Origin of the sequence: Halomonas sp. M4R1S46 (assembly GCF_025725685.1) — a bacterium.
In the GTDB taxonomy this organism is placed as follows: domain Bacteria; phylum Pseudomonadota; class Gammaproteobacteria; order Pseudomonadales; family Halomonadaceae; genus Halomonas.
This window is the reverse complement of record NZ_CP107008.1, coordinates 3,997,100-4,018,533: the sequence shown is the minus strand read 5'-3', so window position 1 is coordinate 4,018,533 and position 21,434 is coordinate 3,997,100. Positions and strand designations below refer to the sequence as shown.

14 protein-coding genes and 1 CRISPR repeat array are annotated in these 21,434 nt (G+C 68.1%); of the genes, 10 read left to right on the top strand and 4 right to left on the bottom strand.

Annotated elements, in window-relative coordinates:
* The first annotated feature begins 8 nt into the window (after window positions 1-8).
* The 9 genes from casA to OCT48_RS18500 all read left to right on the top strand — a co-directional run bounded on the left by casA (window position 9) and on the right by OCT48_RS18500 (window position 15,447).
* On the top strand, window positions 9-1,691 hold the full coding sequence (casA, locus tag OCT48_RS18540; protein WP_263590601.1) for a type I-E CRISPR-associated protein Cse1/CasA: 1,683 nt from the start codon (window positions 9-11) through the stop codon (window positions 1,689-1,691).
* Entirely contained in the window at window positions 1,688-2,344 is a 657-nt protein-coding gene (gene casB / locus OCT48_RS18535) for a type I-E CRISPR-associated protein Cse2/CasB (RefSeq protein ID WP_263590600.1), read from the top strand. The genes casA and casB overlap by 4 nt, the downstream gene beginning before the upstream one ends.
* Window positions 2,345-2,373: 29 nt before the next feature.
* Window positions 2,374-3,447, top strand: coding sequence for a type I-E CRISPR-associated protein Cas7/Cse4/CasC (gene cas7e / locus OCT48_RS18530; protein ID WP_263590599.1), 1,074 nt, complete (start codon window positions 2,374-2,376; stop codon window positions 3,445-3,447).
* A gap of 9 nt (window positions 3,448-3,456) precedes the next feature.
* Entirely contained in the window at window positions 3,457-4,212 is a 756-nt protein-coding gene (gene cas5e / locus OCT48_RS18525; RefSeq protein ID WP_263590598.1) for a type I-E CRISPR-associated protein Cas5/CasD, read from the top strand.
* The gene (gene cas6e, locus OCT48_RS18520) at window positions 4,212-4,904 is read left to right on the top strand and encodes a type I-E CRISPR-associated protein Cas6/Cse3/CasE (RefSeq protein ID WP_263590597.1); all 693 of its coding nucleotides are present in this window, start codon (window positions 4,212-4,214) and stop codon (window positions 4,902-4,904) included. The genes cas5e and cas6e overlap by 1 nt, the downstream gene beginning before the upstream one ends.
* A 24-nt stretch (window positions 4,905-4,928) precedes the next feature.
* Window positions 4,929-5,849, top strand: coding sequence for a type I-E CRISPR-associated endonuclease Cas1e (cas1e, locus tag OCT48_RS18515; protein WP_263590596.1), 921 nt, complete (start codon window positions 4,929-4,931; stop codon window positions 5,847-5,849).
* A 1-nt stretch (window position 5,850) separates the two neighbouring features.
* Window positions 5,851-6,147 carry a type I-E CRISPR-associated endoribonuclease Cas2e gene (cas2e, locus tag OCT48_RS18510; protein ID WP_263590595.1) on the top strand — a complete coding sequence of 99 codons (297 nt, stop codon included), beginning with the start codon at window positions 5,851-5,853 and terminating at the stop codon, window positions 6,145-6,147.
* A 106-nt stretch (window positions 6,148-6,253) separates the two neighbouring features.
* Window positions 6,254-14,334: direct repeats of the CRISPR family, unit length 29 nt; unit sequence CCGGTCCCCGCAGGCGCGGGGATAACCCG.
* Window positions 14,335-14,497: 163 nt separating this feature from the next.
* On the top strand, window positions 14,498-15,088 hold the full coding sequence (locus OCT48_RS18505; RefSeq protein WP_263590594.1) for a DUF4202 domain-containing protein: 591 nt from the start codon (window positions 14,498-14,500) through the stop codon (window positions 15,086-15,088).
* A gap of 101 nt (window positions 15,089-15,189) precedes the next feature.
* A complete protein-coding gene (locus OCT48_RS18500; RefSeq protein ID WP_263590593.1) occupies window positions 15,190-15,447 on the top strand; it encodes a hypothetical protein in 258 nt (85 codons plus the stop codon).
* On the opposite strand, the gene OCT48_RS18495 is transcribed toward OCT48_RS18500, so the two are convergent.
* The 4 genes from OCT48_RS18495 to OCT48_RS18480 form a co-directional block, all read right to left on the bottom strand.
* Window positions 15,444-16,297 (bottom strand): IS5 family transposase gene (locus OCT48_RS18495; RefSeq protein ID WP_263589241.1). Its coding sequence is split into 2 segments (ribosomal slippage): window positions 15,444-15,955 and window positions 15,955-16,297, totalling 855 coding nucleotides; the frame shifts between segments, so codons are not numbered across the junction. The genes OCT48_RS18500 and OCT48_RS18495 overlap by 4 nt on opposite strands.
* A 262-nt stretch (window positions 16,298-16,559) precedes the next feature.
* The gene (locus OCT48_RS18490; RefSeq protein ID WP_263590592.1) at window positions 16,560-17,615 is read right to left on the bottom strand and encodes a C45 family autoproteolytic acyltransferase/hydolase; all 1,056 of its coding nucleotides are present in this window, start codon (window positions 17,613-17,615) and stop codon (window positions 16,560-16,562) included.
* A 79-nt stretch (window positions 17,616-17,694) separates the two neighbouring features.
* Window positions 17,695-18,951: a dicarboxylate/amino acid:cation symporter gene (locus OCT48_RS18485; RefSeq protein ID WP_263590591.1), complete on the bottom strand. Its 1,257-nt coding sequence runs from the start codon at window positions 18,949-18,951 to the stop codon at window positions 17,695-17,697.
* Between the two features lie 117 nt (window positions 18,952-19,068).
* Window positions 19,069-19,818, bottom strand: coding sequence for a dienelactone hydrolase family protein (locus tag OCT48_RS18480; protein WP_263590590.1), 750 nt, complete (start codon window positions 19,816-19,818; stop codon window positions 19,069-19,071).
* 239 nt (window positions 19,819-20,057) lie between these two features.
* On the opposite strand from OCT48_RS18480, the gene OCT48_RS18475 reads away from it, so the two are divergent.
* Complete coding sequence (locus tag OCT48_RS18475; protein ID WP_263592647.1) at window positions 20,058-21,272, top strand: ABC transporter substrate-binding protein; 1,215 nt, start codon at window positions 20,058-20,060, stop codon at window positions 21,270-21,272.
* The last annotated feature ends 162 nt before the right edge of the window (window positions 21,273-21,434 follow it).

Genomic DNA, 21,434 nt, shown 5'->3' with positions numbered 1-21,434 from the left:
AGGTTTCGGTGAACCTGCTTAATGACTCCTGGCTGCCTTTCAGTAACAGGGAAGGGGCCATCGTCTACCGGCCGCCCACCGCGGTGGCCGATCCCGAGATCGTCGATCTCGCCCTACCGCGGGCGGATTTCCAGGGCGCTGCTTATCAGTTCCTCATCGGCCTGCTGCAGACGGCGCTGCCGCCGCAGGACCACGGCGACTGGCTGGATCGCTTTATCGAACCGCCCGACGTCGATGAGCTGGAGGCCGCTTTCGCGCCCCTTGCTGATGCCTTCGAGCTGGATGGAGACGGCCCGCGCTTCATGCAGGACCTCGACCCGCTCGACGACGTCAAGGACGGAACGGTCAGCGGTCTGCTGATCGATGCACCCGGGGCAAACGGCATCAAGAACAACACCGACTTCTTCGTCAAGCGCGGGTGTGCCGAGGCGATGTGCGCGGACTGCGCGGCGCTGGCCCTGTTCACCATGCAGATCAATGCCCCCGCCGGCGGAGCGGGCATTCGCGTCGGCCTGCGTGGCGGCGGGCCGCTGACCACGCTGGCATTGCCTGAGGCACCCGATGCCAGCCTGTGGTCTCGCCTGTGGTTGAACGTCGTGACGCCCAAGGCACTGACACGGTCCGGACTGGTATGGCGGACGCCTCATGTCGATGATGACTCACTGTTCCCATGGATGGCGCCGACCCGGGTCAGCGACAGGAAAGGCACGGAAGTTCTGCCCGAGGGCATGCATCCACTCCATCCCTACTGGTCGATGCCACGTCGCTTCCGGTTGCTGTTCGAGGACGAGCCGTGTCGCTGCGAGATCTGTGGGCGGGAAGCCACACGCGCCGTACGGCGCATCCGCGGCAGGAAGCAGGGTGCCAACTACGATGGACCCTGGCTGCACCCGCTGACGCCTTACCGGCGTGATCCCAAGAAGCCCAATGAGCCCCCTCTCTCCACCAAGGGACAGCCGGGCGGCCTGGGCTATCAGCACTGGTCGAACCTGGTGCTGCAGGATGCCGATACCAGCGGCGCGCTACCTGCCCTGGTGGTGCAGGATTATATCGCCGGCAAGGTGCCGGTCGCCGATGAGGAGCGTCGCTTCGGCGAAGAGATCGCCGCACTGCTCAAGCATGCCCGTTTGTGGGCCTTCGGCTATGACATGGACAACATGAAGCCCCGTGGCTGGTACAGCGTCGAGATGCCGCTGGTGGCTGTGCCCCCCTCGCAGCAGGAGCGGCTGCGTGACTGGGTCCAGCGTTTCACTGAATTGGCCCGCCAGATGGCCTGGATGGTGCGCACTCAGGTCAAGAATGCCTGGTTCGCCCGCCCCTCCGATGCCAAGGGCGACATGAGCCATATCGATCTGCAGTTCTATGACGCCACCCGTGGCGCCTTCTTCCATGCGCTGACCGGTCTCCAACAGGCATTGGTGGAGGCCGATGACACGCCGACCCTGCCTTCCGAGGTGGCCGAGGCGTGGTACCGCACGCTGAAACGCGAGGCGTTGGCACTATTCGAGGAGCAGGCATTGAGCGGTGCACTGGAGGCCGTGGATCTGCAGCGTGCGACTGCGGCACGACGTCAGTTGCAGAGTTTCCTGGCCGGGCGCAGCAAGGGCAGCAAGGTCATTCGTCAATTTGCCGAGACCGGCGGCTTCGCCTTGACCGCCGAGCCGGCCGCTACCGAAGAGGGCATGTCATGAGTGAAACGGAACTCGCACCCGCAGCGGAGGCGCCACCGCGCGTTCCCGAGTGGCTTTATGCCATCGAGCGCAGGGAAGCCGATGCCCTGCGGCGCTGGTGGCAGCGCTTGACGCTGTCCGTCGAGGCGTTGAAGTCCCATACCGATGCTCCGCCTTGGCACAAGGGCATGCGGGCGACGCTGCGGCGCTGTGACACCATCGAGGCAGCCATGCTGACGGAGGCCTTTCGACATCTATGGAGCCTGTTGCCAGCGAAAGATGAACAGTTACAAGGACAGCGTGATCAGCGCCTGCAGCTTTGGGCCTGTATCGCGCTGGTCGCGGCCGAACTTCGCGAGGAGCAGCCCCATATGCCGTTGGGGGCGCGCCTCGGTCAGCAGAAGCGTGAAACCGGCAAACCGTATATGAGTGAGCTGCGCTTTCAACAGCTGATGACGTCTCGCACGCCGGAAGAACTGGTGCAGCGCCTGCGCCGTGCCCTGGCGCTGATCGACAAGCGAGGCGTCAGCGTCGTTCACCTGGCCGACAACATCGCGTTGTGGTGGCGTGAATATCAAGGCGAGGCCTCGCCGCAACCCACCCGCCGTCTGGGCTTCGTGTGGGCCAACGACTATTTCGGCGCCACGGCCGGCTATCGGCAAGACAATCAGTGATTCGTCAACCAAGACAGGGAACCAAGCACATGAGCCACTTCATCCAACTGCACCTGCTGACCGCCTATCCGCCCGCCAACCTCAACCGCGACGACCTGGGCCGACCCAAGACCGCCATCATGGGAGGGGCGAAGCGCCTGCGCGTATCGTCACAGAGTCTCAAGCGCACCTGGCGCACTTCGGCGCTGTTCGAGGAAGCCGTGGGGCAGCATCGCGGCATGCGTACCAAGCGCGTGGGTATCGAGGTCGACAAACGCCTGCGGGAAAAGGGCGTGAAAGAGAAAGACGCCCGTGCCTGGGCCACGGAGATCGCCAAGGTCTTCGGCGAGGTGGCCAAGGGCGAGCTGGAAACCAGCCAACTGGTCCACGTCGGCCCCGAGGAGCAGGCCGCGGTCGATGCGCTGGTCGAGAGGCTGGCCGACGAGAATCGCGCGCCGGAGAAGGAGGATCTCGACCTGCTGCGCCACAGGCCGGCGGCCGTCGATATCGCGCTGTTCGGCCGCATGCTGGCGGCATCCCCGGCTTTCAACGTCGAGGCCGCCTGCCAGGTCGCCCATGCGATCACCGTGCATGCCGCCGAGGTCGAGGACGACTACTTCACCGCAGTGGACGACCTCAATACCGGCGATGAGCATCGCGGTGCGGCGCATGTCGGCGAAGCCGGGTTCGGCGCGGGCCTGTTCTACGGCTATGTCTGCATCGATCGCCGGCAGCTGATCGATAACCTCAACGGCGACGAGGCCCTGGCCGATCGGGCCATTGCCGCCTTGGTGGAAGCCGCCGTGAAGACCTCGCCCAAGGGCAAGCAGAACAGCTTCGGCTCTCGCGCCCACGCCAGCTACGTGCTGGCCGAGAAGGGCGACCAGCAGCCGCGTTCGCTTTCGGCCGCCTTCCTGCGGCCCATCCCGGGTCAGGACCAGGCGCTGGATGCCATCAGTCGCCTGGAGCGCCAGGCGCAGGCGTTCGATGATGCCTACGGGCCGGGTGCCGAGCGGCGTTTCGTCCTGGCCGCGGACCCCGCCTACCGGGAGCCGCGTCTGTCCGGCGGTGTCACCATGGGTAGCCTCACCGAACTGGCCGACTTCCTGACCAACGAGCAGTAAGGAGCCGACATGACGGAGTATCTGGTCTTTCGGCTCTATGCGCCGCTTGCGAGCTGGGGTGAGGCGGCGGTGGGCGAGTCGCGCCCCACCGCCACCTACCCGGGGCGCAGCGCCATCATCGGGCTTCTCGGTGCGGCGCTGGGGGTGCGTCGGGATGACGATGAGGGGCAGCGCCAACTGCGCGATAGCGTCGGGGTTGCCATCAAGCAGCGCTCCCCCGGTAGCCTGATGCGTGACTATCACACCGTGCAGGTGCCGGCGTCGCAATCCAAGGTGACGTACCGCACCCGGCGGGATGAATTGAGCGCTCCACGCAAGGTCATCAACACCATCCTCTCCAGCCGTGATTACCGCTGCGACGGGCTCTGGACCGTCGCCGTCTGGCTGACGCCTCAGGCGGAGTTGACACTCGAAGACCTGGAGCAGGCGCTCGAGACGCCGCGCTTCACGCTCTATCTGGGGCGCAAGGCGTGCCCACCGGCGGCGCCGCTGGCGCCGCGCCGGGAGACGTTCGACCAGCTGCGGGATGCCCTGGACACCGATTTTCCCCCGCTATGTGGGAAGGATCAGGAAGAGGAGCGAAAGGCCCTGAGACTGCCGGAAAACGCGCTCTATGCCTGGGAAGGAACTGCCAAGGCCCTGGATGGCAACGGTCAGGGCGTGGAGTCCAGCGAGGTCTGGGATATGCCGCTCAATCGCCGTCGCTGGCAGTTCGGGCCGCGCGTTGAATACCGCCGCGTGGTACGGGCAAGGGAGGAGCGCTGATGTACCTTTCTCGAGTACGTGTCGACCTCAACGGCCTTTCCCGAGGGGCCTTGTTCGACATCATGGACGGGCGAGCCTATGCCGCCCACCAACTGCTATGGCGTCTGTTCCCTGAGCATCAGGGGGCACGGCCGTTCCTGTTTCGCCAGGAAATGGAAGAGCCCGAGGACGGCGGAGCGCCGCGGGGCTTGCCGCTGTTCTATGTGCTGTCCGACCGCGAGCCTGTGCCGATTCCCGGCTTGCTCGAGGCGCAGTGCAAGGCTTTTTCCCCGGCGCTGGAAGTCGGGGATCGGCTCGCCTTTCGTCTGCGGGCCAATCCTACCGTGGCGAAGTCGGTGGCGGGCAAGCGGGGGCAGCGTGCCGATGTCTTGATGGCGGCCAAGTATCCCTTCGAGGCAGGTGGTGACAGGAAAAGCCAGGCCTGTATCGAGGCGATGGATGGGGCCGCTCATGGGTGGCTGGCAGAGCGTGCCGAATCCTGGGGATTCCGTTTGCCGGTCGAGCCCGAAGTGGGAGCCTATCGTCAGCATGCCTTGCCGAAGGACAAGGGCCGTCCCATCCGCTTTTCCAGCGTCGACTATGAAGGCTTGCTGGAGGTCACCGACCCGGGTCGGTTGACCGAAACGCTGGCTCAGGGCGTCGGGCGAGCCAAGGCCTTCGGCTGTGGCCTGATGCTGCTGCGCCGACCCTGATCGACACCGGGCAAGGAGGCCGAGATGGGATTCATTCCGCTCAAGCCCATCCCTGAGAAGGACCGCATGTCGATGATCTTCGTCGGCATGGGGCAGATCGACGTGCGCGATGGCGCCTTCGTCGTCATCGACGAGGTCAACGGGGAGCGCAAGCACATCCCCATCGGTTCGGTGGCCTGCCTGTTGCTGGAGCCGGGTACCCGGATCTCGCACGCCGCCGTCAAGCTGGCATCGGTCGTCGGCACCCTGCTGATCTGGGTCGGCGATGCCGGGGTTCGCCTCTACAGCGCCGGTCAGCCCGGCGGGGCGCGCTCCGACAAGTTGCTCTATCAGGCGCAGTTGGCGCTGGACGACTCGCTGCGGCTCAAGGTCGTGCGCAAGATGTTCGAGCTTCGCTTCGGGGAGCCACCGCCCTCGCGGCGCAGCGTCGATCAGCTCCGAGGCATGGAAGGCGCTCGGGTGCGCAAGACCTATCAACTGCTCGCCAGGCAGTACGGTGTCAAATGGCAGGGAAGGCGCTATGACCCGACTCAGTGGGATGCCTCGGACGTGGCCAACCAGTGCCTGTCCGCGGCGACGGCCTGTCTTTACGGCATCACCGAGGCGGCGATCCTGGCAGCGGGCTATGCGCCGGCCATCGGCTTCCTGCATACCGGCAAACCGCAGAGTTTTGTCTACGATGTCGCGGATATCGTGAAATTCGAGACGGTAGTGCCCGCGGCCTTTCGGGTGGCGGCGCGCAGTCCGGTGGCGCCCGAACGCGAGGTTCGCATCGCCTGTCGCGATGCCTTCAAGCAAACGAAGCTGCTGCAGCGGTTGATCCCGATGATAGAGGAGGTGCTGGCGGCCGGTGAGATCAATCCTCCGCCCCCGGCGCCCGAGGCCATGCCGCCGGCGATCCCCGAGCCGGAGTCCGTCGGCGACCAGGGGCACCGGAGCAAGTGATATGGCGATGTTGGTCGTGGTAACCGAGGCGGTGCCGCCGCGCCTGCGCGGCCGGCTCGCCGTCTGGCTGCTGGAGATTCGTGCCGGCGTCTACGTCGGCGATGTCACCAAGCGCGTACGCGAGATGATCTGGGAACAGATCGATGCACTGGCCGAGGAGGGCAATGTCGCCATGGCCTGGGCCAGCAACCATGAGTCCGGCTTTGAATTCCAGACCTATGGCGAGAATCGCCGCGAGCCAATCGATCATGACGGTCTACGGCTGGTGCGTTTTCTTCCTCCTCCGCCAACTGACTGATTTTTCAGGATCTTTAACAATGTAGTCTGGTTAAAAAGTAAGCAAAATCGCCGGTGGAAACTCCGCTGGCGATTTTCTTCTTTGTAAACAAGTGGCTACAATTAGTCCGGTCCCCGCAGGCGCGGGGATAACCCGGTGGCGGCCCGCTGCCAGAGCAGCTCGACCTCCCGGTCCCCGCAGGCGCGGGGATAACCCGCCGGAGCCCGATGGTTCGGACGATGCGCCCCACCGGTCCCCGCAGGCGCGGGGATAACCCGTATCCGGCCGCCAGGGTAGCCTGGTCGATTGCCCGGTCCCCGCAGGCGCGGGGATAACCCGCAGTGCGCCGCCGCCGGGTGGTCGGCCAGGCCCCGGTCCCCGCAGGCGCGGGGATAACCCGCGCATCGCCAAGCTGGCCGGCCTGACCGTGGCCCGGTCCCCGCAGGCGCGGGGATAACCCGCCCGGCGAGTCGTTCGCCCGCCGCGGCGTCGACCGGTCCCCGCAGGCGCGGGGATAACCCGGAGCAGGCCGCCGGGCTCAAGGCGACGCTGCGCCGGTCCCCGCAGGCGCGGGGATAACCCGGCCTACGTCGTGCCGCAGGACAACATGACGGCCCGGTCCCCGCAGGCGCGGGGATAACCCGCCGGATACGGTCGAGACGGAAGCGGCGGATTCCCGGTCCCCGCAGGCGCGGGGATAACCCGCGCACCGAGGCCCTGGTCTCGCAGTACGACCGCCGGTCCCCGCAGGCGCGGGGATAACCCGGTGCCGCGCTCCACCAGGCCGACCTCCTGCCACCGGTCCCCGCAGGCGCGGGGATAACCCGGCTTGCATTTGGTGGATATCAGACGGCTTGGTCCGGTCCCCGCAGGCGCGGGGATAACCCGCTATACGCCCGAGCAGTTCCGTGACAGCGCAACCGGTCCCCGCAGGCGCGGGGATAACCCGCCGCCACCCGCACCTTCTGCACCACCACTCCCCCGGTCCCCGCAGGTGCGGGGATAACCCGGTGTTGAAGCCGTCGCCGGCGCCGAACGTCGTCCGGTCCCCGCAGGCGCGGGGATAACCCGACTGAGCCGCCATGCGATCCAGCCTAGCCGGCCCGGTCCCCGCAGGCGCGGGGATAACCCGCATGGCAGCCCGATTCCGCTGCATCGGCGGCACCGGTCCCCGCAGGCGCGGGGATAACCCGGCCATCACCGGGTACCGGCGACCGGCCGATGTCCGGTCCCCGCAGGCGCGGGGATAACCCGATGGCCATCACCGAGGAGGTGATCAAGGAGGACCGGTCCCCGCAGGCGCGGGGATAACCCGGTGGTCGAGCCGTCGCCGGCGCCATAGGTTTCCCGGTCCCCGCAGGCGCGGGGATAACCCGTTTAAGACTGTTACTGGTGTAACTGCAAGTAACCGGTCCCCGCAGGCGCGGGGATAACCCGCTCACGTGAAAAACCTGGTTGAAACGTATCATCCGGTCCCCGCAGGCGCGGGGATAACCCGATGGCTACGTGGCCATCGACGCTGACGAGCTACCGGTCCCCGCAGGCGCGGGGATAACCCGCTCGGCGCGCGGCGATAGGCCGGGTCGACCGCCCGGTCCCCGCAGGCGCGGGGATAACCCGCTGTTGATCTCGTTTTTCTCTTGGAATTACTACCGGTCCCCGCAGGCGCGGGGATAACCCGCTGTTTAGGGTTCTGGCACGTCAGGATGAAATCCGGTCCCCGCAGGCGCGGGGATAACCCGACGGGGCTCGTCACTCGGATGCGGTAGCCGGCCCGGTCCCCGCAGGCGCGGGGATAACCCGTACTTGTCGAGCACGGCGCCGATGGCGTTGCCCCGGTCCCCGCAGGCGCGGGGATAACCCGCAGCGCCTCGACGCTGCCGTAATGCTCGTCGCCCCGGTCCCCGCAGGCGCGGGGATAACCCGCTGGTGCCGCTGTTCACCGGCTGGGTGGACCGCCGGTCCCCGCAGGCGCGGGGATAACCCGTCCATGGCGCTCTGACTGCCTTCCTCGCTGGCCCGGTCCCCGCAGGCGCGGGGATAACCCGCGCATGAAGCGCCCATCGCTGGGCGGGTCGTCCCGGTCCCCGCAGGCGCGGGGATAACCCGGTGATGTAACCGGCCTCGTCCAGGCGCCCGTACCGGTCCCCGCAGGCGCGGGGATAACCCGCTTATGCAGTCTGCATCGACTCACGCAAACGCCCGGTCCCCGCAGGCGCGGGGATAACCCGTGATCTTGTACGCCGTCGATGTCGGTCATCGGCCGGTCCCCGCAGGCGCGGGGATAACCCGTATGCCGGCAACGCCTGCATTGCCCTCGAAGCCCGGTCCCCGCAGGCGCGGGGATAACCCGATCGACGGCGCGGTGGCCCTGATCATGGCCATCCGGTCCCCGCAGGCGCGGGGATAACCCGTGGCGCGAGGAGTTGGCCGAGGAGGTCGAGGCCCGGTCCCCGCAGGCGCGGGGATAACCCGTTCAGCCCCGGCTCGCTCAGGACCGAGGCGAACCGGTCCCCGCAGGCGCGGGGATAACCCGACCGCCTTCATGCTCAACATCCTGCGGGCCTGCCGGTCCCCGCAGGCGCGGGGATAACCCGCAGGCGTTTCACTACGCGAATCATCGGGCATCCCGGTCCCCGCAGGCGCGGGGATAACCCGGACGGTGACAAGCTCGGCCTGGTCGAGAACAACCGGTCCCCGCAGGCGCGGGGATAACCCGGCTGTAAACCCCTCGCGATACCAGTCGGCCCACCGGTCCCCGCAGGCGCGGGGATAACCCGGCGGCATGATCATGACATACGACGACTGGATGCCGGTCCCCGCAGGCGCGGGGATAACCCGGTCGGCGGGTTCTGCACGGAGGCGGGGAAGGTCCGGTCCCCGCAGGCGCGGGGATAACCCGCCCTCGATCACCGCCTGGAGATCCTCGGCGGTCCGGTCCCCGCAGGCGCGGGGATAACCCGGTGGCGAACCAGACGGCTCGAGAGTGGCGTATCCGGTCCCCGCAGGCGCGGGGATAACCCGTCTGTTGCATTGGCGCTGGCCGAAATGGAACGCCGGTCCCCGCAGGCGCGGGGATAACCCGGCGGTCAATGCGCCCAGGAGAAGCACAGCGGCCCGGTCCCCGCAGGCGCGGGGATAACCCGATGTCGGAATCGAAGATGCCCATGGTTGGCTCCCGGTCCCCGCAGGCGCGGGGATAACCCGGCGATGGCTTCGGCCGCGTCGCCGCCGGCGTTCCGGTCCCCGCAGGCGCGGGGATAACCCGGCGCCAGGTGGCGCGCGATCGAATAAGGGGGTCCGGTCCCCGCAGGCGCGGGGATAACCCGTTCTGCCAGGCTGCCGGCTGGCGATGATGTGGCCGGTCCCCGCAGGCGCGGGGATAACCCGCCCCTCTGCCTCGGAGAGTCCGTGCGCCCGCACCGGTCCCCGCAGGCGCGGGGATAACCCGCCCCGGCTTACTCTCGGGCATCCTCTCCTTGCCCGGTCCCCGCAGGCGCGGGGATAACCCGTCGGCGGAGAAGGTGAAGCCATTGCGGCCCCGCCGGTCCCCGCAGGCGCGGGGATAACCCGCTGGCCCCGGTAGAGCGCCAGACCATCTACCCCGGTCCCCGCAGGCGCGGGGATAACCCTTTTCCAGCCAGTGGGGTGTCTGGGACGAGACCCCGGTCCCCGCAGGCGCGGGGATAACCCGTACTCGTCGAGGTAGACGTCGCCGTGGTAGCCCCGGTCCCCGCAGGCGCGGGGATAACCCGTTCGTCGACGAGTACCTGGTGGACTTGAACGCCCGGTCCCCGCAGGCGCGGGGATAACCCAATTCAGGGACGTGTGGGACGCAGACAGCAGACCCGGTCCCCGCAGGCGCGGGGATAACCCGCTGGTCACCCTGGGGGAAAACAGCGCGGTCCTCCGGTCCCCGCAGGCGCGGGGATAACCCGCTCAGGAGGCAAATGTGGGAGGCTGGGCAAGCCCGGTCCCCGCAGGCGCGGGGATAACCCGTTGACGTTGGTGCAGCGCGACGTCTACGGCAACCGGTCCCCGCAGGCGCGGGGATAACCCGGTGGGCCGCCAGCGCTGCCAGCCGGGCATCATCCGGTCCCCGCAGGCGCGGGGATAACCCGTGGGAACGGCTGACCCGGGGCTCGATCACCTCCCGGTCCCCGCAGGCGCGGGGATAACCCGCCGAAGATCAACAGCAGGACCGCCCGACCCTCCCGGTCCCCGCAGGCGCGGGGATAACCCGCCGCTGGCCTACGAGCAGAAGCTGGAGATGATCCGGTCCCCGCAGGCGCGGGGATAACCCGCCTACTCGGTCAGCCGGATGCGCACCAACAAGCCGGTCCCCGCAGGCGCGGGGATAACCCAACTTATGCAACTCCGCGACCTGATTGGTCAGCCCGGTCCCCGCAGGCGCGGGGATAACCCGCTGCTCGAGCGCCTGATCCGTCACCAGGTGATCCGGTCCCCGCAGGCGCGGGGATAACCCGATCCCCCAGGAACAGACTCGTCAACTTTGAAGCCGGTCCCCGCAGGCGCGGGGATAACCCGTTCTCCAGCCTGACGCCGTTCGATCTGCTGCGCCGGTCCCCGCAGGCGCGGGGATAACCCGCCCGCAGCGAAGCCGCTGAGTTGGCGGAGGTCCCGGTCCCCGCAGGCGCGGGGATAACCCGCTGTGCTTGCTGGGCGCCACGGATGCTGAGCTCCGGTCCCCGCAGGCGCGGGGATAACCCGTTTTATTCCCCGGCTTCGGTCGGGGGTTTTATCCGGTCCCCGCAGGCGCGGGGATAACCCGAACCATAGAGCAAATAGCCAGAAACTGAACCACCGGTCCCCGCAGGCGCGGGGATAACCCAGCCGTGGCCGACTTATAAGCATCGAATAGTTCCCGGTCCCCGCAGGCGCGGGGATAACCCGATCGACGGCGCGGTGGCCCTGATCATGGCCATCCGGTCCCCGCAGGCGCGGGGATAACCCGTACCCTCCTGTGACGCCCAAGGAGATCGGAACCCGGTCCCCGCAGGCGCGGGGATAACCCGAATTTCATACATTGTTGAGGTGGCCATTTCACCCGGTCCCCGCAGGCGCGGGGATAACCCGTTCTTGAGGATCAGGCGGTATAGTACACGCGCCCGGTCCCCGCAGGCGCGGGGATAACCCGAGTACCGGATTGCCGTGCAGGGTGAGCGAGCGCCGGTCCCCGCAGGCGCGGGGATAACCCGGTCCAGACGATCGAGCAGGCATTCCAGCAAGTCCGGTCCCCGCAGGCGCGGGGATAACCCGATCCCCGGCCTGACCCTGGAGGTTGACCCATGCCGGTCCCCGCAGGCGCGGGGATAACCCGGCGCCAGGCGTCCGGTATGTTGCGCGGAGCGTCCGGTCCCCGCAGGCGCGGGGATAACCCGTCGTCAGGGTCGAGGCCATGGCACTCGGCCTCCCGGTCCCCGCAGGCGCGGGGATAACCCGGCAGGCCCTCGAAGACCCCCGGGTTCTCGCCGCCGGTCCCCGCAGGCGCGGGGATAACCCGGTAGCGGGCCACCGTCAAGGCGTCAACCGTTGCCGGTCCCCGCAGGCGCGGGGATAACCCGGCTGCGCGGGCTGGGTCAGATGGTCCGAGAGGCCGGTCCCCGCAGGCGCGGGGATAACCCGACGTCGCCCTTCTTGGCGCCGCCCCTGACGCCCCGGTCCCCGCAGGCGCGGGGATAACCCGCCCTGGGCGAGCTGGACGAGATCCACCTCGAGCCGGTCCCCGCAGGCGCGGGGATAACCCGTGGGAACGGCTGACCCGGGGCTCGATCACCTCCCGGTCCCCGCAGGCGCGGGGATAACCCGCCGAAGATCAACAGCAGGACCGCCCGACCCTCCCGGTCCCCGCAGGCGCGGGGATAACCCGCCGCTGGCCTACGAGCAGAAGCTGGAGATGATCCGGTCCCCGCAGGCGCGGGGATAACCCGTGGTAGATCGCGCTGCCGCCTTCGCTGAACCGCCGGTCCCCGCAGGCGCGGGGATAACCCGCGCTTCATGTCCTGCTCGAAGCTCATGCGTAGCCGGTCCCCGCAGGCGCGGGGATAACAAGTGCTGATAGCAGCGGTCGAGGTATTCGGTCAGCCGGTCCCCGCAGGCGCGGGGATAACCCGCTGGTGGCCGCCCTGCTGGCCGACAGCAACGACCGGTCCCCGCAGGCGCGGGGATAACCCGCTCCTCGAAGCTCACCCCGGCAGTGGCAGCCACCGGTCCCCGCAGGCGCGGGGATAACCCGGCGACCGGCTGGCCGACTTCATCACCCTGGCCCCGGTCCCCGCAGGCGCGGGGATAACTTCCAGTGGAATATCAGCCGCCTCGGTGATGCCCCCCGGTCCCCGCAGGCGCGGGGATAACGGAGCTTATCGAGTCTGCCTTGAGGATGAAGCCCCCCGGTCCCCGCAGGCGCGGGGATAACCCGCCGAGCGTTTGGCCATGGCCCGCACGACACACCCGGTCCCCGCAGGCGCGGGGATAACCCGGTTGAGACGACCGCCGACAGCTTGACCGATTCCCGGTCCCCGTAGGCGCGGGGATAACCCGCTACATATCTCAGGCGCGACACCTGGGCGCCGCCGGTCCCCGCAGGCGCGGGGATAACCCGCTGGTAGTAGGCGAGGGTCTCGCTGAAGGCGACCGGTCCCCGCAGGTGCGGGGATAACCCGTAGCCGCCGGCGTCCGGCGCGTGGTCGAGCCCCCGGTCCCCGCAGGTGCGGGGATAACCCGCCGTCATAGGTCCACTTGGTGTCGTCGGTCTGCCGGTCCCCGCAGGTGCGGGGATAACCCGCCGGCAAACGACATCGCCGACTCGCTGATCGCCCGGTCCCCGCAGGTGCGGGGATAACCCGACCGAGGCGGCGGTACTGCGCTCGATCATGGGCCGGTCCCCGCAGGTGCGGGGATAACCCGACGGCGTGGACACGCTGCTTCCACATGCGAAGCCGGTCCCCGCAGGTGCGGGGATAACCCGGTTGAGCCCACCGGCCCGCAGTACGACTACATCCGGTCCCCGCAGGTGCGGGGATAACCCGCCGGCGAGCGCCAGCGGCAGTCTTTCTGCGCGCCGGTCCCCGCAGGTGCGGGGATAACCCGACCAGGTCCATATCCGTCTCAGTCACGCGGGGCCGGTCCCCGCAGGTGCGGGGATAACCCGATCCCGGTGTTCTACCCCGGCACGAAAATGAACCGGTCCTCGCAGGTGCGGGGATAACCCGGTCAGCGACACCTTCAAGGACCGGGTGCGCTGCCGGTCCCCGCAGGTGCGGGGATAACCCGCGGTGCATGGCCGACACCAGGGCGCCCAGCTCCCGGTCCCCGCAGGTGCGGGGATAACCCGGCGCAATATGCCAAGGCCGTGGCCGCCGCCCTCCGGTCCCCGCAGGTGCGGGGATAACCCGACCATGGTCAAGAACGACGACATCACCTTCATCCGGTCCCCGCAGGTGCGGGGATAACCCGACACCCTGACAGTGGAGGTTACCTGATGGCCCCCGGTCCCCGCAGGTGCGGGGATAACCCGGCTATACGCCCGCCGACCGAAGATCCCGTCTTCCGGTCCCCGCAGGTGCGGGGATAACCCGGAGGCCACGGCCGCCGTCAACCGTGCCGTGCGCTGGTCCCCGCAGGCGCGGGGATAACCCGTTGTAGAGGTCGAGGGCGGCGCCGGGCGAGATCCGATCCCCGCAGGCGCGGGGATAACCCGCCCAGTGATAAGCACCACGTCCTGGGTAGCAACCGATCCCCGCAGGCGCGGGGATAACCCGGCCCTCGAGGAGTTCCGCCATGGTGAATGCGCCCGGTCCCCGCAGGTGCGGGGATAACCCGCATTCATACTCGGTCTCGATGTGCTGCTTGAGCCGGTCCCCGCAGGTGCGGGGATAACCCGGAGCCTAAGCCTGTCGATTTTCTTTACCACAACCGGTCCCCGCAGGTGCGGGGATAACCCGGGGCTTTCGGGGGGCGGGACTCGATGCCGGCCCCGGTCCCCGCAGGCGCGGAGATAACCCGTCATAAGACAAAGCCCCATTGGATGCGAGCAGCCGATCCCCGCAGGTGCGGGGATAACCCGTGCTTCTCCAGCGTGGACTCGTCCTTACTCGCCCGGTCCCCGCAGGCGCGGGGATAATCCGCAACAGCACGCCATTACCGACGCCGGGGACCACCGGTCCCCGCAGCCGCGGGGATAACCCGGCTGGATTTTCTTGTTCACCGGCCTTGAACGGTGATGCCCGACTCGGGTTCGCCTCGCAGGCCTACCCTCGATATGACGGCATGCCCGCATTCGGCTGCCATCTCGCCCGAGACGTGCTTTCATGGAGGCATAACGACGATAGTGAAGCCAGAAGGAGTCCCCATGACGTCGACGTCTCCCTACGACCAGACCCTCGCCGCTCTGGATGCCCTGCACGCGGAGGATCCTCGCCGGGTGACGGTGGACGGCGAGTCCCTGCCCATGGAGCTGTGGCATGCCGGGCGCATGAGCGCCTGGCTGGAGCGGCTGGACGCCTCCCCCGACGAGCTGGTGCGCCTGGCGGTGCGCGGCCAGCACCTGCAGCGCTGGCAGGTGCCGCGCAGCGATTATCCCGAGGGCCGGGTGGGCTATCTCACCTGGCGGCGCGACCAGGGCAAGCGGGCCGGCGAGACCACCGCGGCGCTGATGCGCGAGGCCGGCTACCCGGAGGAGGCGGCCGAGCAGGTGGCGCGGATGATCCGCAAGCAGGGGCTGGGTCGCGAGGCCGGCACCCAGGCGGTGGAGGACTGCGCCTGCCTGGTGTTCCTGGAGAACTACTTCGCCGACTTCTCCAAGCAGATCGACCACGATCACCTGATCCGCATCGTGCAGATGACCTGGAAGAAGATGTCGCCCCAGGCCCATGCGCTGGCCCTGGGGCTGCCGATGACGGCCGAGGCGCGCGCGCTGGTGGAGGAGGCGCTGGCGGGCTGAGGCCAGGGCGGGGCTACCCCTCGCCTTGACAGGGCCGCGATGGCCGACGACTATTGCAAATGATAATCGTTGTCATTTGTTGAGTCGATCGAGAGGACGGCATGGCCTACCACATCAAGACGGCATTTCGCGGCGCGAATCCCACCCTCGAGATCTGCGACATCAGCTCCGGCTCGGTGCGGATGGCCTGGGAATACCCCAAGGCCGACCTCGCCGGGCACGAGGACCCGGAACTCGCGGCGCTGCGCCGCGAGGAGGCCATTCATGAGCTCTTCCGGCGGCTCTTCCTGGTGACCACCGAGCAGTATCTCAAGGGCGAGCTGGACGCGGTGCCGCGGTTAGGCGCCTGGCGCCGCTAGGTTCTGTCTGGAAAGTCGGCACGTAGGCAGCGGTCTATGCACGCCAGGCATACCATGGCCCGGAAGCTGCTGGCCAACTTGTCGTAACGGGTGCAGACCCGGCGTAGTTCTTTGATCCAACCGAAGCAGCGCTCAATGATGTTTCGCTCCCGATACCGGGGCTTGTCAAAGCCCCTCGGAGCACCAGGGCGCGGTTTTCGCTTCATCTTGCGCCGGGCAATGATCGGCTTCATGCGATGCCGGTCGCAGTAGCGGCGAAGCGGGTCGCTATCGTAGCCCTTGTCCGCCACGATGAAGCGGCAACGCTTGCGAGGCCTGCCCTTGGCCCCAGGCAGATGAACGTTCTCCATGGTGGGAATGAAGTGCCGCGTATCCGAGTCCTGTCCCGGCGACAGCGTGAAGGTCAGCGGCCAACCATGCCGGTCACAGAGCATGTGGATCTTGGTCGTCAGGCCGCCTCTACTCCGTCCCAGGGCATGGTCTACGGGTTCGTGCTGTCCCCCTTTTTGCCGCCCCCAGAGGCGGCCCGGGTGGCGCGGATCGATGTCGAATCGATCATCCAGGTGTCCAGATCCATCAGGCCATCCTCTCGCAGGCGAAGTTGGAGGCGCGCCAGAATTGCCTCGAAGGTGCCATCATCGCGCCACTGACGGAAACGGTCATAGACGGTCTTCCAGGGGCCGTAGCGCTCTGGCAGGTCTCGCCACTTGGCGCCCGAGCAGAGGATCCAGAAGATGCCGTTCAACACCTGGCGGTCATCGCGACGGGGACGGCCCGTCCTCTGCGGCGGCGAGACGATGTCTTCGATGAGGGCCCAGCCGTTGTCGGAGATCTCGTAGCGTCCTGCCATGGGTCACCTATGCTGCTGAGGCATAGGTGACATTAGCAAATTCGAGTTTTCGGACAAAGCCTAGGCAATGCCCGAAAAGTGGCTGCGCTCGGTTATACGGCGTTAAAAATCGGCTCAAACTGCTCATTTACTACCTGTAAACTCCGCTTTTTCGCCGAGTTTTGCCTTGTGACCCACAGGGAGGTGGGAAATGCGTTGGCCCGCCGGGAGCGGGCCTAGCCCTAACCTTCGCTCGCCGACTTTTCAGGCACTGCCAGGATATCTAAGTGGCGCCGAGGTGGACCGTGAGTGAGTCGGTGCTCTCGCAGGGCTTGCCGTGACGCAGGGTCAGGCGGCCCTCGCTGAGGTTCATGACCACCGCGAACAGCGTCTCCATGCGCTCTTCCGGGGGCTGCTGCGGGTTGAAGTGACGGCAGATGGCCATGGGGGCGTTGTCGTGGTCGGCGAGGATGCCGAACAGCGCCGACTCGTCGATCGCCACGCCGAGCGGCAAGCGCTCGTTGAGCAGCCGGTCGAGGCGGGCGAGGCGCGCGCGGGAGTCGGGGCGGGGAAAGTCCTCCACCTGGCAGGTGGCGGTCTCGGCGACCAGGTGGTTGGTGTGGGTCACGGCGCCGGCATGGGAGGGCAGGCGCCCCGGGGGGCCGGGATGCACCTCGAAGCCGGCGGCCTGGCCATCGCGGCTGGCCAGCAGGAAGTGGGCGGGGGAGCAGACCCGGTCGTGGGTGGCGACGCGCACCGCCTGCTCCAGGTCGGGGCTCTCGAGGATCTTGCGCAGGGCCACGTGGATCGGTAGCCCCTGGCCGCAGGTGCGCGAGCGGATGGCGTTGAGGCAGACCCCGAGGCCGCGATCGTTCATGCCGATCTTGGCCACCATGCCGGCCTCGCCGATGCTGACCAGGGCCGGGGCGTCCTCGGGATGCAGCTCGAGGGCCACCACGTTGTGCAGCTGGTCGGTGCGCCAGTCCCAGTTCTGGGCCAGCCACTGGGTGCCGTCGCGCTGCAGCGAGAAGGCGGTGCAGCCGCCGCTGGCCTGGGTCAGGGAGATCTCGCTGCGGCAGTTGAGGGTGAGGATGTCGGCGAAGTCGAGCCCGGCGCCCCGGGCGATGCCGGCCATCTCGTCGAGGATCGCCGGGAAGCCGCGCTCGATCATCGGCAGGAAGGCCTCGGCGGCGGTGCGCGCCTCGGCCCAGCCGATGCCGACGAAGTCGTGGAACAGCCGGTCGTAGACCTCGAGGCTGTGGGTGATCAGGGCGGCGTGGAGGCGGCCATGGGCCTCGCCGATCTCGCCGCGACTGCCGGAAAGCACGCTGAGTTGCATGGTGACCTCACGCTGCAGTGCATCATGGAATCACTCTAGCATAGCCGGCGCCGCGCCGGTCGTCCGGCGCGGCACGGCATCAACTCTTGCCCGGGGCGTTGTAGACGTCCTCGTCCAGCTCGCCTTCGCTCTTGCCAACCAGGGTGGTGACCATCAGGTCGCCGGCCACGTTGACGCTGGTGCGGGCCATGTCGAGGATGCGGTCGATGCCGGCGATCACCGCGATGGCCTCCAGGGGCAGGCCGATCTGGGCCATGACGATGGACAGCATCACCAGGCCCGCGCCGGGCACGCCGGCGGTGCCGATGGAGGCCAGGGTGCCGGTGACGATGATCATGCCGTAATCCATCAGGCTCAGGTCGACGCCCAGCAGCTGGGCGATGAACACCGCGACCACGCCCTGGTAGATGGCGGTGCCGTCCATGTTGATGGTGGCGCCCACCGGCAGCACGAAGCCGGCCACGCCCTCCGAGACCCCGAGGTTCTTCTGGGCACAGCGCAGCGAGACCGGCAGGGTGCCGGAGGACGAGGCCGAGGAGTAGGCCACCACCAGGGCGTCGAGGATGCCCTGCAGGTAGCGCACGGGGTTCAGGCGGCCGAGCAGGGCCAGCAGGCCCGAGTAGACCACCAGCACGTGCAGCACGCTGGCCAGGTAGGCCACGCCGATCACCTTGGCCAGCGGCAGCAGCACCTCGAGGCCGTAGCTGCCGGCCACGTGGGCGATCAGGCCGAAGACGCCGAAGGGCGCGAAGGCCATGACCAGGTTGGTCAGCTTGACCATCGCCTCGGCGAAGCTCTCGAAGACGCGCACCGTGGGCTCGCCCTTCTCGCCGATCAGGGTCAGCGAGATGCCGAGCCCGATGGCGAAGACGATGATCTGCAGGATATTGCCGCTGGCCAGGGCGTCGATGGGATTCTGGGGCACCAGGCCGACCAGGATTTCCACCAGGCTGGGCGCCTGCTTGGCCTCGACCCCGGACTCGAAGCTCATCTCCAGGCCGACCCCGGGCTGGAACACCCAGGAGGCGAGCAGGCCGATGGCGATGGCGAAGGCCGTGGTCACCAGGTAGAGGGCGATGGTCCGGGCGCCGATCCGGCCCATCTTCTGGGGATCGCGCATGGCGGTGATGCCCACCACCAGGGTGGAGAACACCAGCGGCACGATCAGCATCTTGATGGCGCTGATGAAGATATCGCCGATGGGCTTGAAGACGCTGGCGTCCTCGCCCAGCAGGGCGCCGGCCAGCACGCCGAGCACCAGGCCGGCGAGGATCTTCTGCCACAGGGGGATGCGCCGCCAGAGGCTCTCGCCGGCGGCCGTCGCGGAATGAGACAAGGGGTGGCTCCTTTCTGAAATGACGCTCTTGGTTAGTGAATATCAATAGAGCGTCGCGATTCTACAGAAAGGAGCCCTTTAAAACTTGCACAAATGCGTCCGTGGCTGTCGCCGGCGTCACAGTGCCTCGTCGAGCAGGGCCTGGAAGGCCGCCCAGGACTTCTCGTCCGCCCGGGCCTGGTAGCGCTCCTCGTCGAAGACGGTGAAGGCGTGGGGCGCCCCGGAGTAGATCTCGATCTCGTAGTCGACTCCGGCGGCCTCCAGCTGGCGCGACAGCGCCGTCACATCTTCCAGTGGTATCGAGGTGTCCGCGCCGCCGTGGGCGATCAGGATCGGCGGGGTGTCCGCGCCGTACTGCTGGCCCTCCGGGGTGGCCAGGCCACCGTGGAAGGTGGCGTAGCCCTGCACGTCCTGGGCCGCGCCGCTGCGTGCCAGTTCCAGCACCACGGCGCCGCCGAAGCAGTAGCCCATCACCACGGTCGGCCTGGCCGCGCCCTGGTCGCGGGCCTCGGCCAGCCCGGCCAGGGTCAGCTCGCGCATGCGCGCGCGGTCATCATAGAGCCGGGCCGTCTCGGCCTTGCGGGCCGCCGTCTCCACCGGGCGGTTGCCCTTGCCGTAGAGGTCGAGGGCGAAGGCGTCATAGCCTTGCGCGGCGAGCATCTCGGCGCGCTCGCGCTCGTAGTCGGTGAGGCCGTCCCAGTCGTGGACGATCAGCACCGTGCCGCGGGCCTCGTCGGCGGCCGGGGCGAAATAGCCGGTGAAGGCCTCGTCGCCCACGCGGTAGTCGATGTCCTGGCCGGCGGGGGTGTCGGCCAGGGCCTGGGGGGCCAGCAGGGCCAGGGCGAAGGTCGTCAGCAGTCGCGTCATGGGGAACCTCGTCGGGGATGGGCGCGGTCCTCAGTATAGGCCGGGGGAGCGCGACAGCGTTGAAGCGCCCGTTCGAACGCTTAAACACCCGGGCGACGCCTTGCCAATCAGGGGGTTGCCGAGCGCCGACGGGCCGGGAGCGTTGGCAGGCCCGGCTTGTGTTTTGCGCCCCGCCCTTCCAGATTGAGAGTGTGTGATTCATGCAGTTCATGATCCGAGCAACCAGAGCGAGACCAACAATCATGAAGAAACGCGTTCTAGCGACGGCGGTGACGGCGACCACCCTGGCCCTGTCCGGCATGGCCCAGGCCGAGGTCAAGGTGGGCTTCCTGGGAGGCTTCACCGGCGGTATCGAGAGCCTGACCCCGCCGATCTTCGACGGCGCCCAGCTGGCGGTGCAGCAGATCAACGAGCAGGGCGGGGTGCTGGATGGCGAAGAGATCGTCATGCCCACCGGCGATACCACCTGTTCCGACGCCTCGGCGGCCTCCAACGCGGCCGACCGCATGGTCAACACCGAGCAGGTCACCGCCATCGTCGGCGCCCTGTGCACCGGCGCGACCATCGCCGCGGCCAACAATGCCGCCATCCCGGGCGGCGTGACCATGGTCTCGCCGGCCTCCACGGCGCCGGCGGTCTCCGAACTCGACGACAACGACCTGGTGTTCCGCACCGTGCCCTCGGACGCCTTCCAGGGCAAGATGCTGGCCAAGCTGCTGCTCGCCAAGGGCATCGAGGAAGTGGCGGTCACCTACGTCAACAACGACTACGGGCGCGGCCTGGCCGACGCCTTCGTCGCGGCCTTCGAGAATGGCGGCGGCGCGGTGCTCGAGAACCTGGCCCACGAGGACAACCGTGCCGACTACCGCGCCGAGCTGGGCACCCTCTCCGCCACCGGCGCCCAGACCCTGGTGGTACTGGCCTACGCCGACACCTCCGGCCAGACCGTGCTGCGCCAGGCCTACGAGAGCGGCATGTTCACCCAGTACGTGGGCGGTGACGGCATGGTCGGCGACAGCCTGGTCGAGGCCATCGGCGCCGACGTGCTCGACGGCATGATCGCCACCCGGCCGGGCAGCCCGGAGCTCCCCGGTACCGCCATCTTCAACCAGGCCGCCCAGGAGGCCGGCATCGATCCGAGTGCGGTGTTCGCCGCCCAGGCCTATGACGCCGCCTTCCTGCTGGGCCTGGCCATCGAGCAGAACGGCAGCGCCGAGCGCGAGGGTCTCAACGAGGCGCTGCGCAGCGTCGCCACCGCCCCGGGCGAGACGGTGCTGCCCGGCGAATGGGAGAAGGCCAAGGAGCTGATCGCCGCCGGCACCGAGATCAACTACGAGGGCGCCTCCGGCACCCACGAGTTCGACGAGAACGGTGACGTGCCCGGCGTGGTGCAGGAGATGGCGGTCGAGGACGGCACCTTCACCATCCAGGGCTACGTCGAGGCCGACGACTGATCGCCTCACTTTCCAGGCGCAATGAAGGCCCCGGCGGTTACCCGCCGGGGCCTCGTCGTTGGGTGGCACCCAGGTAAGGGGTAAGGGGTAAGGAGTCCGGAGTAAGGCGATGCTCCTCACCCCTCACCCCACACCCCACACCCCACACCCCACACCCGCGGG

Coding starts and splice junctions, on each gene's coding strand:
- casB (WP_263590600.1), top strand. CDS start 1,688: ATGAGTGAAACGGAACTCGCACCCGCAGCGGAGGCGCCACCGCGCGTT.
- cas7e (WP_263590599.1), top strand. CDS start 2,374: ATGAGCCACTTCATCCAACTGCACCTGCTGACCGCCTATCCGCCCGCC.
- cas5e (WP_263590598.1), top strand. CDS start 3,457: ATGACGGAGTATCTGGTCTTTCGGCTCTATGCGCCGCTTGCGAGCTGG.
- cas6e (WP_263590597.1), top strand. CDS start 4,212: ATGTACCTTTCTCGAGTACGTGTCGACCTCAACGGCCTTTCCCGAGGG.
- cas1e (WP_263590596.1), top strand. CDS start 4,929: ATGGGATTCATTCCGCTCAAGCCCATCCCTGAGAAGGACCGCATGTCG.
- cas2e (WP_263590595.1), top strand. CDS start 5,851: ATGGCGATGTTGGTCGTGGTAACCGAGGCGGTGCCGCCGCGCCTGCGC.
- OCT48_RS18505 (WP_263590594.1), top strand. CDS start 14,498: ATGACGTCGACGTCTCCCTACGACCAGACCCTCGCCGCTCTGGATGCC.
- OCT48_RS18500 (WP_263590593.1), top strand. CDS start 15,190: ATGGCCTACCACATCAAGACGGCATTTCGCGGCGCGAATCCCACCCTC.
- OCT48_RS18490 (WP_263590592.1), bottom strand. CDS start 17,615: ATGCAACTCAGCGTGCTTTCCGGCAGTCGCGGCGAGATCGGCGAGGCC.
- OCT48_RS18480 (WP_263590590.1), bottom strand. CDS start 19,818: ATGACGCGACTGCTGACGACCTTCGCCCTGGCCCTGCTGGCCCCCCAG.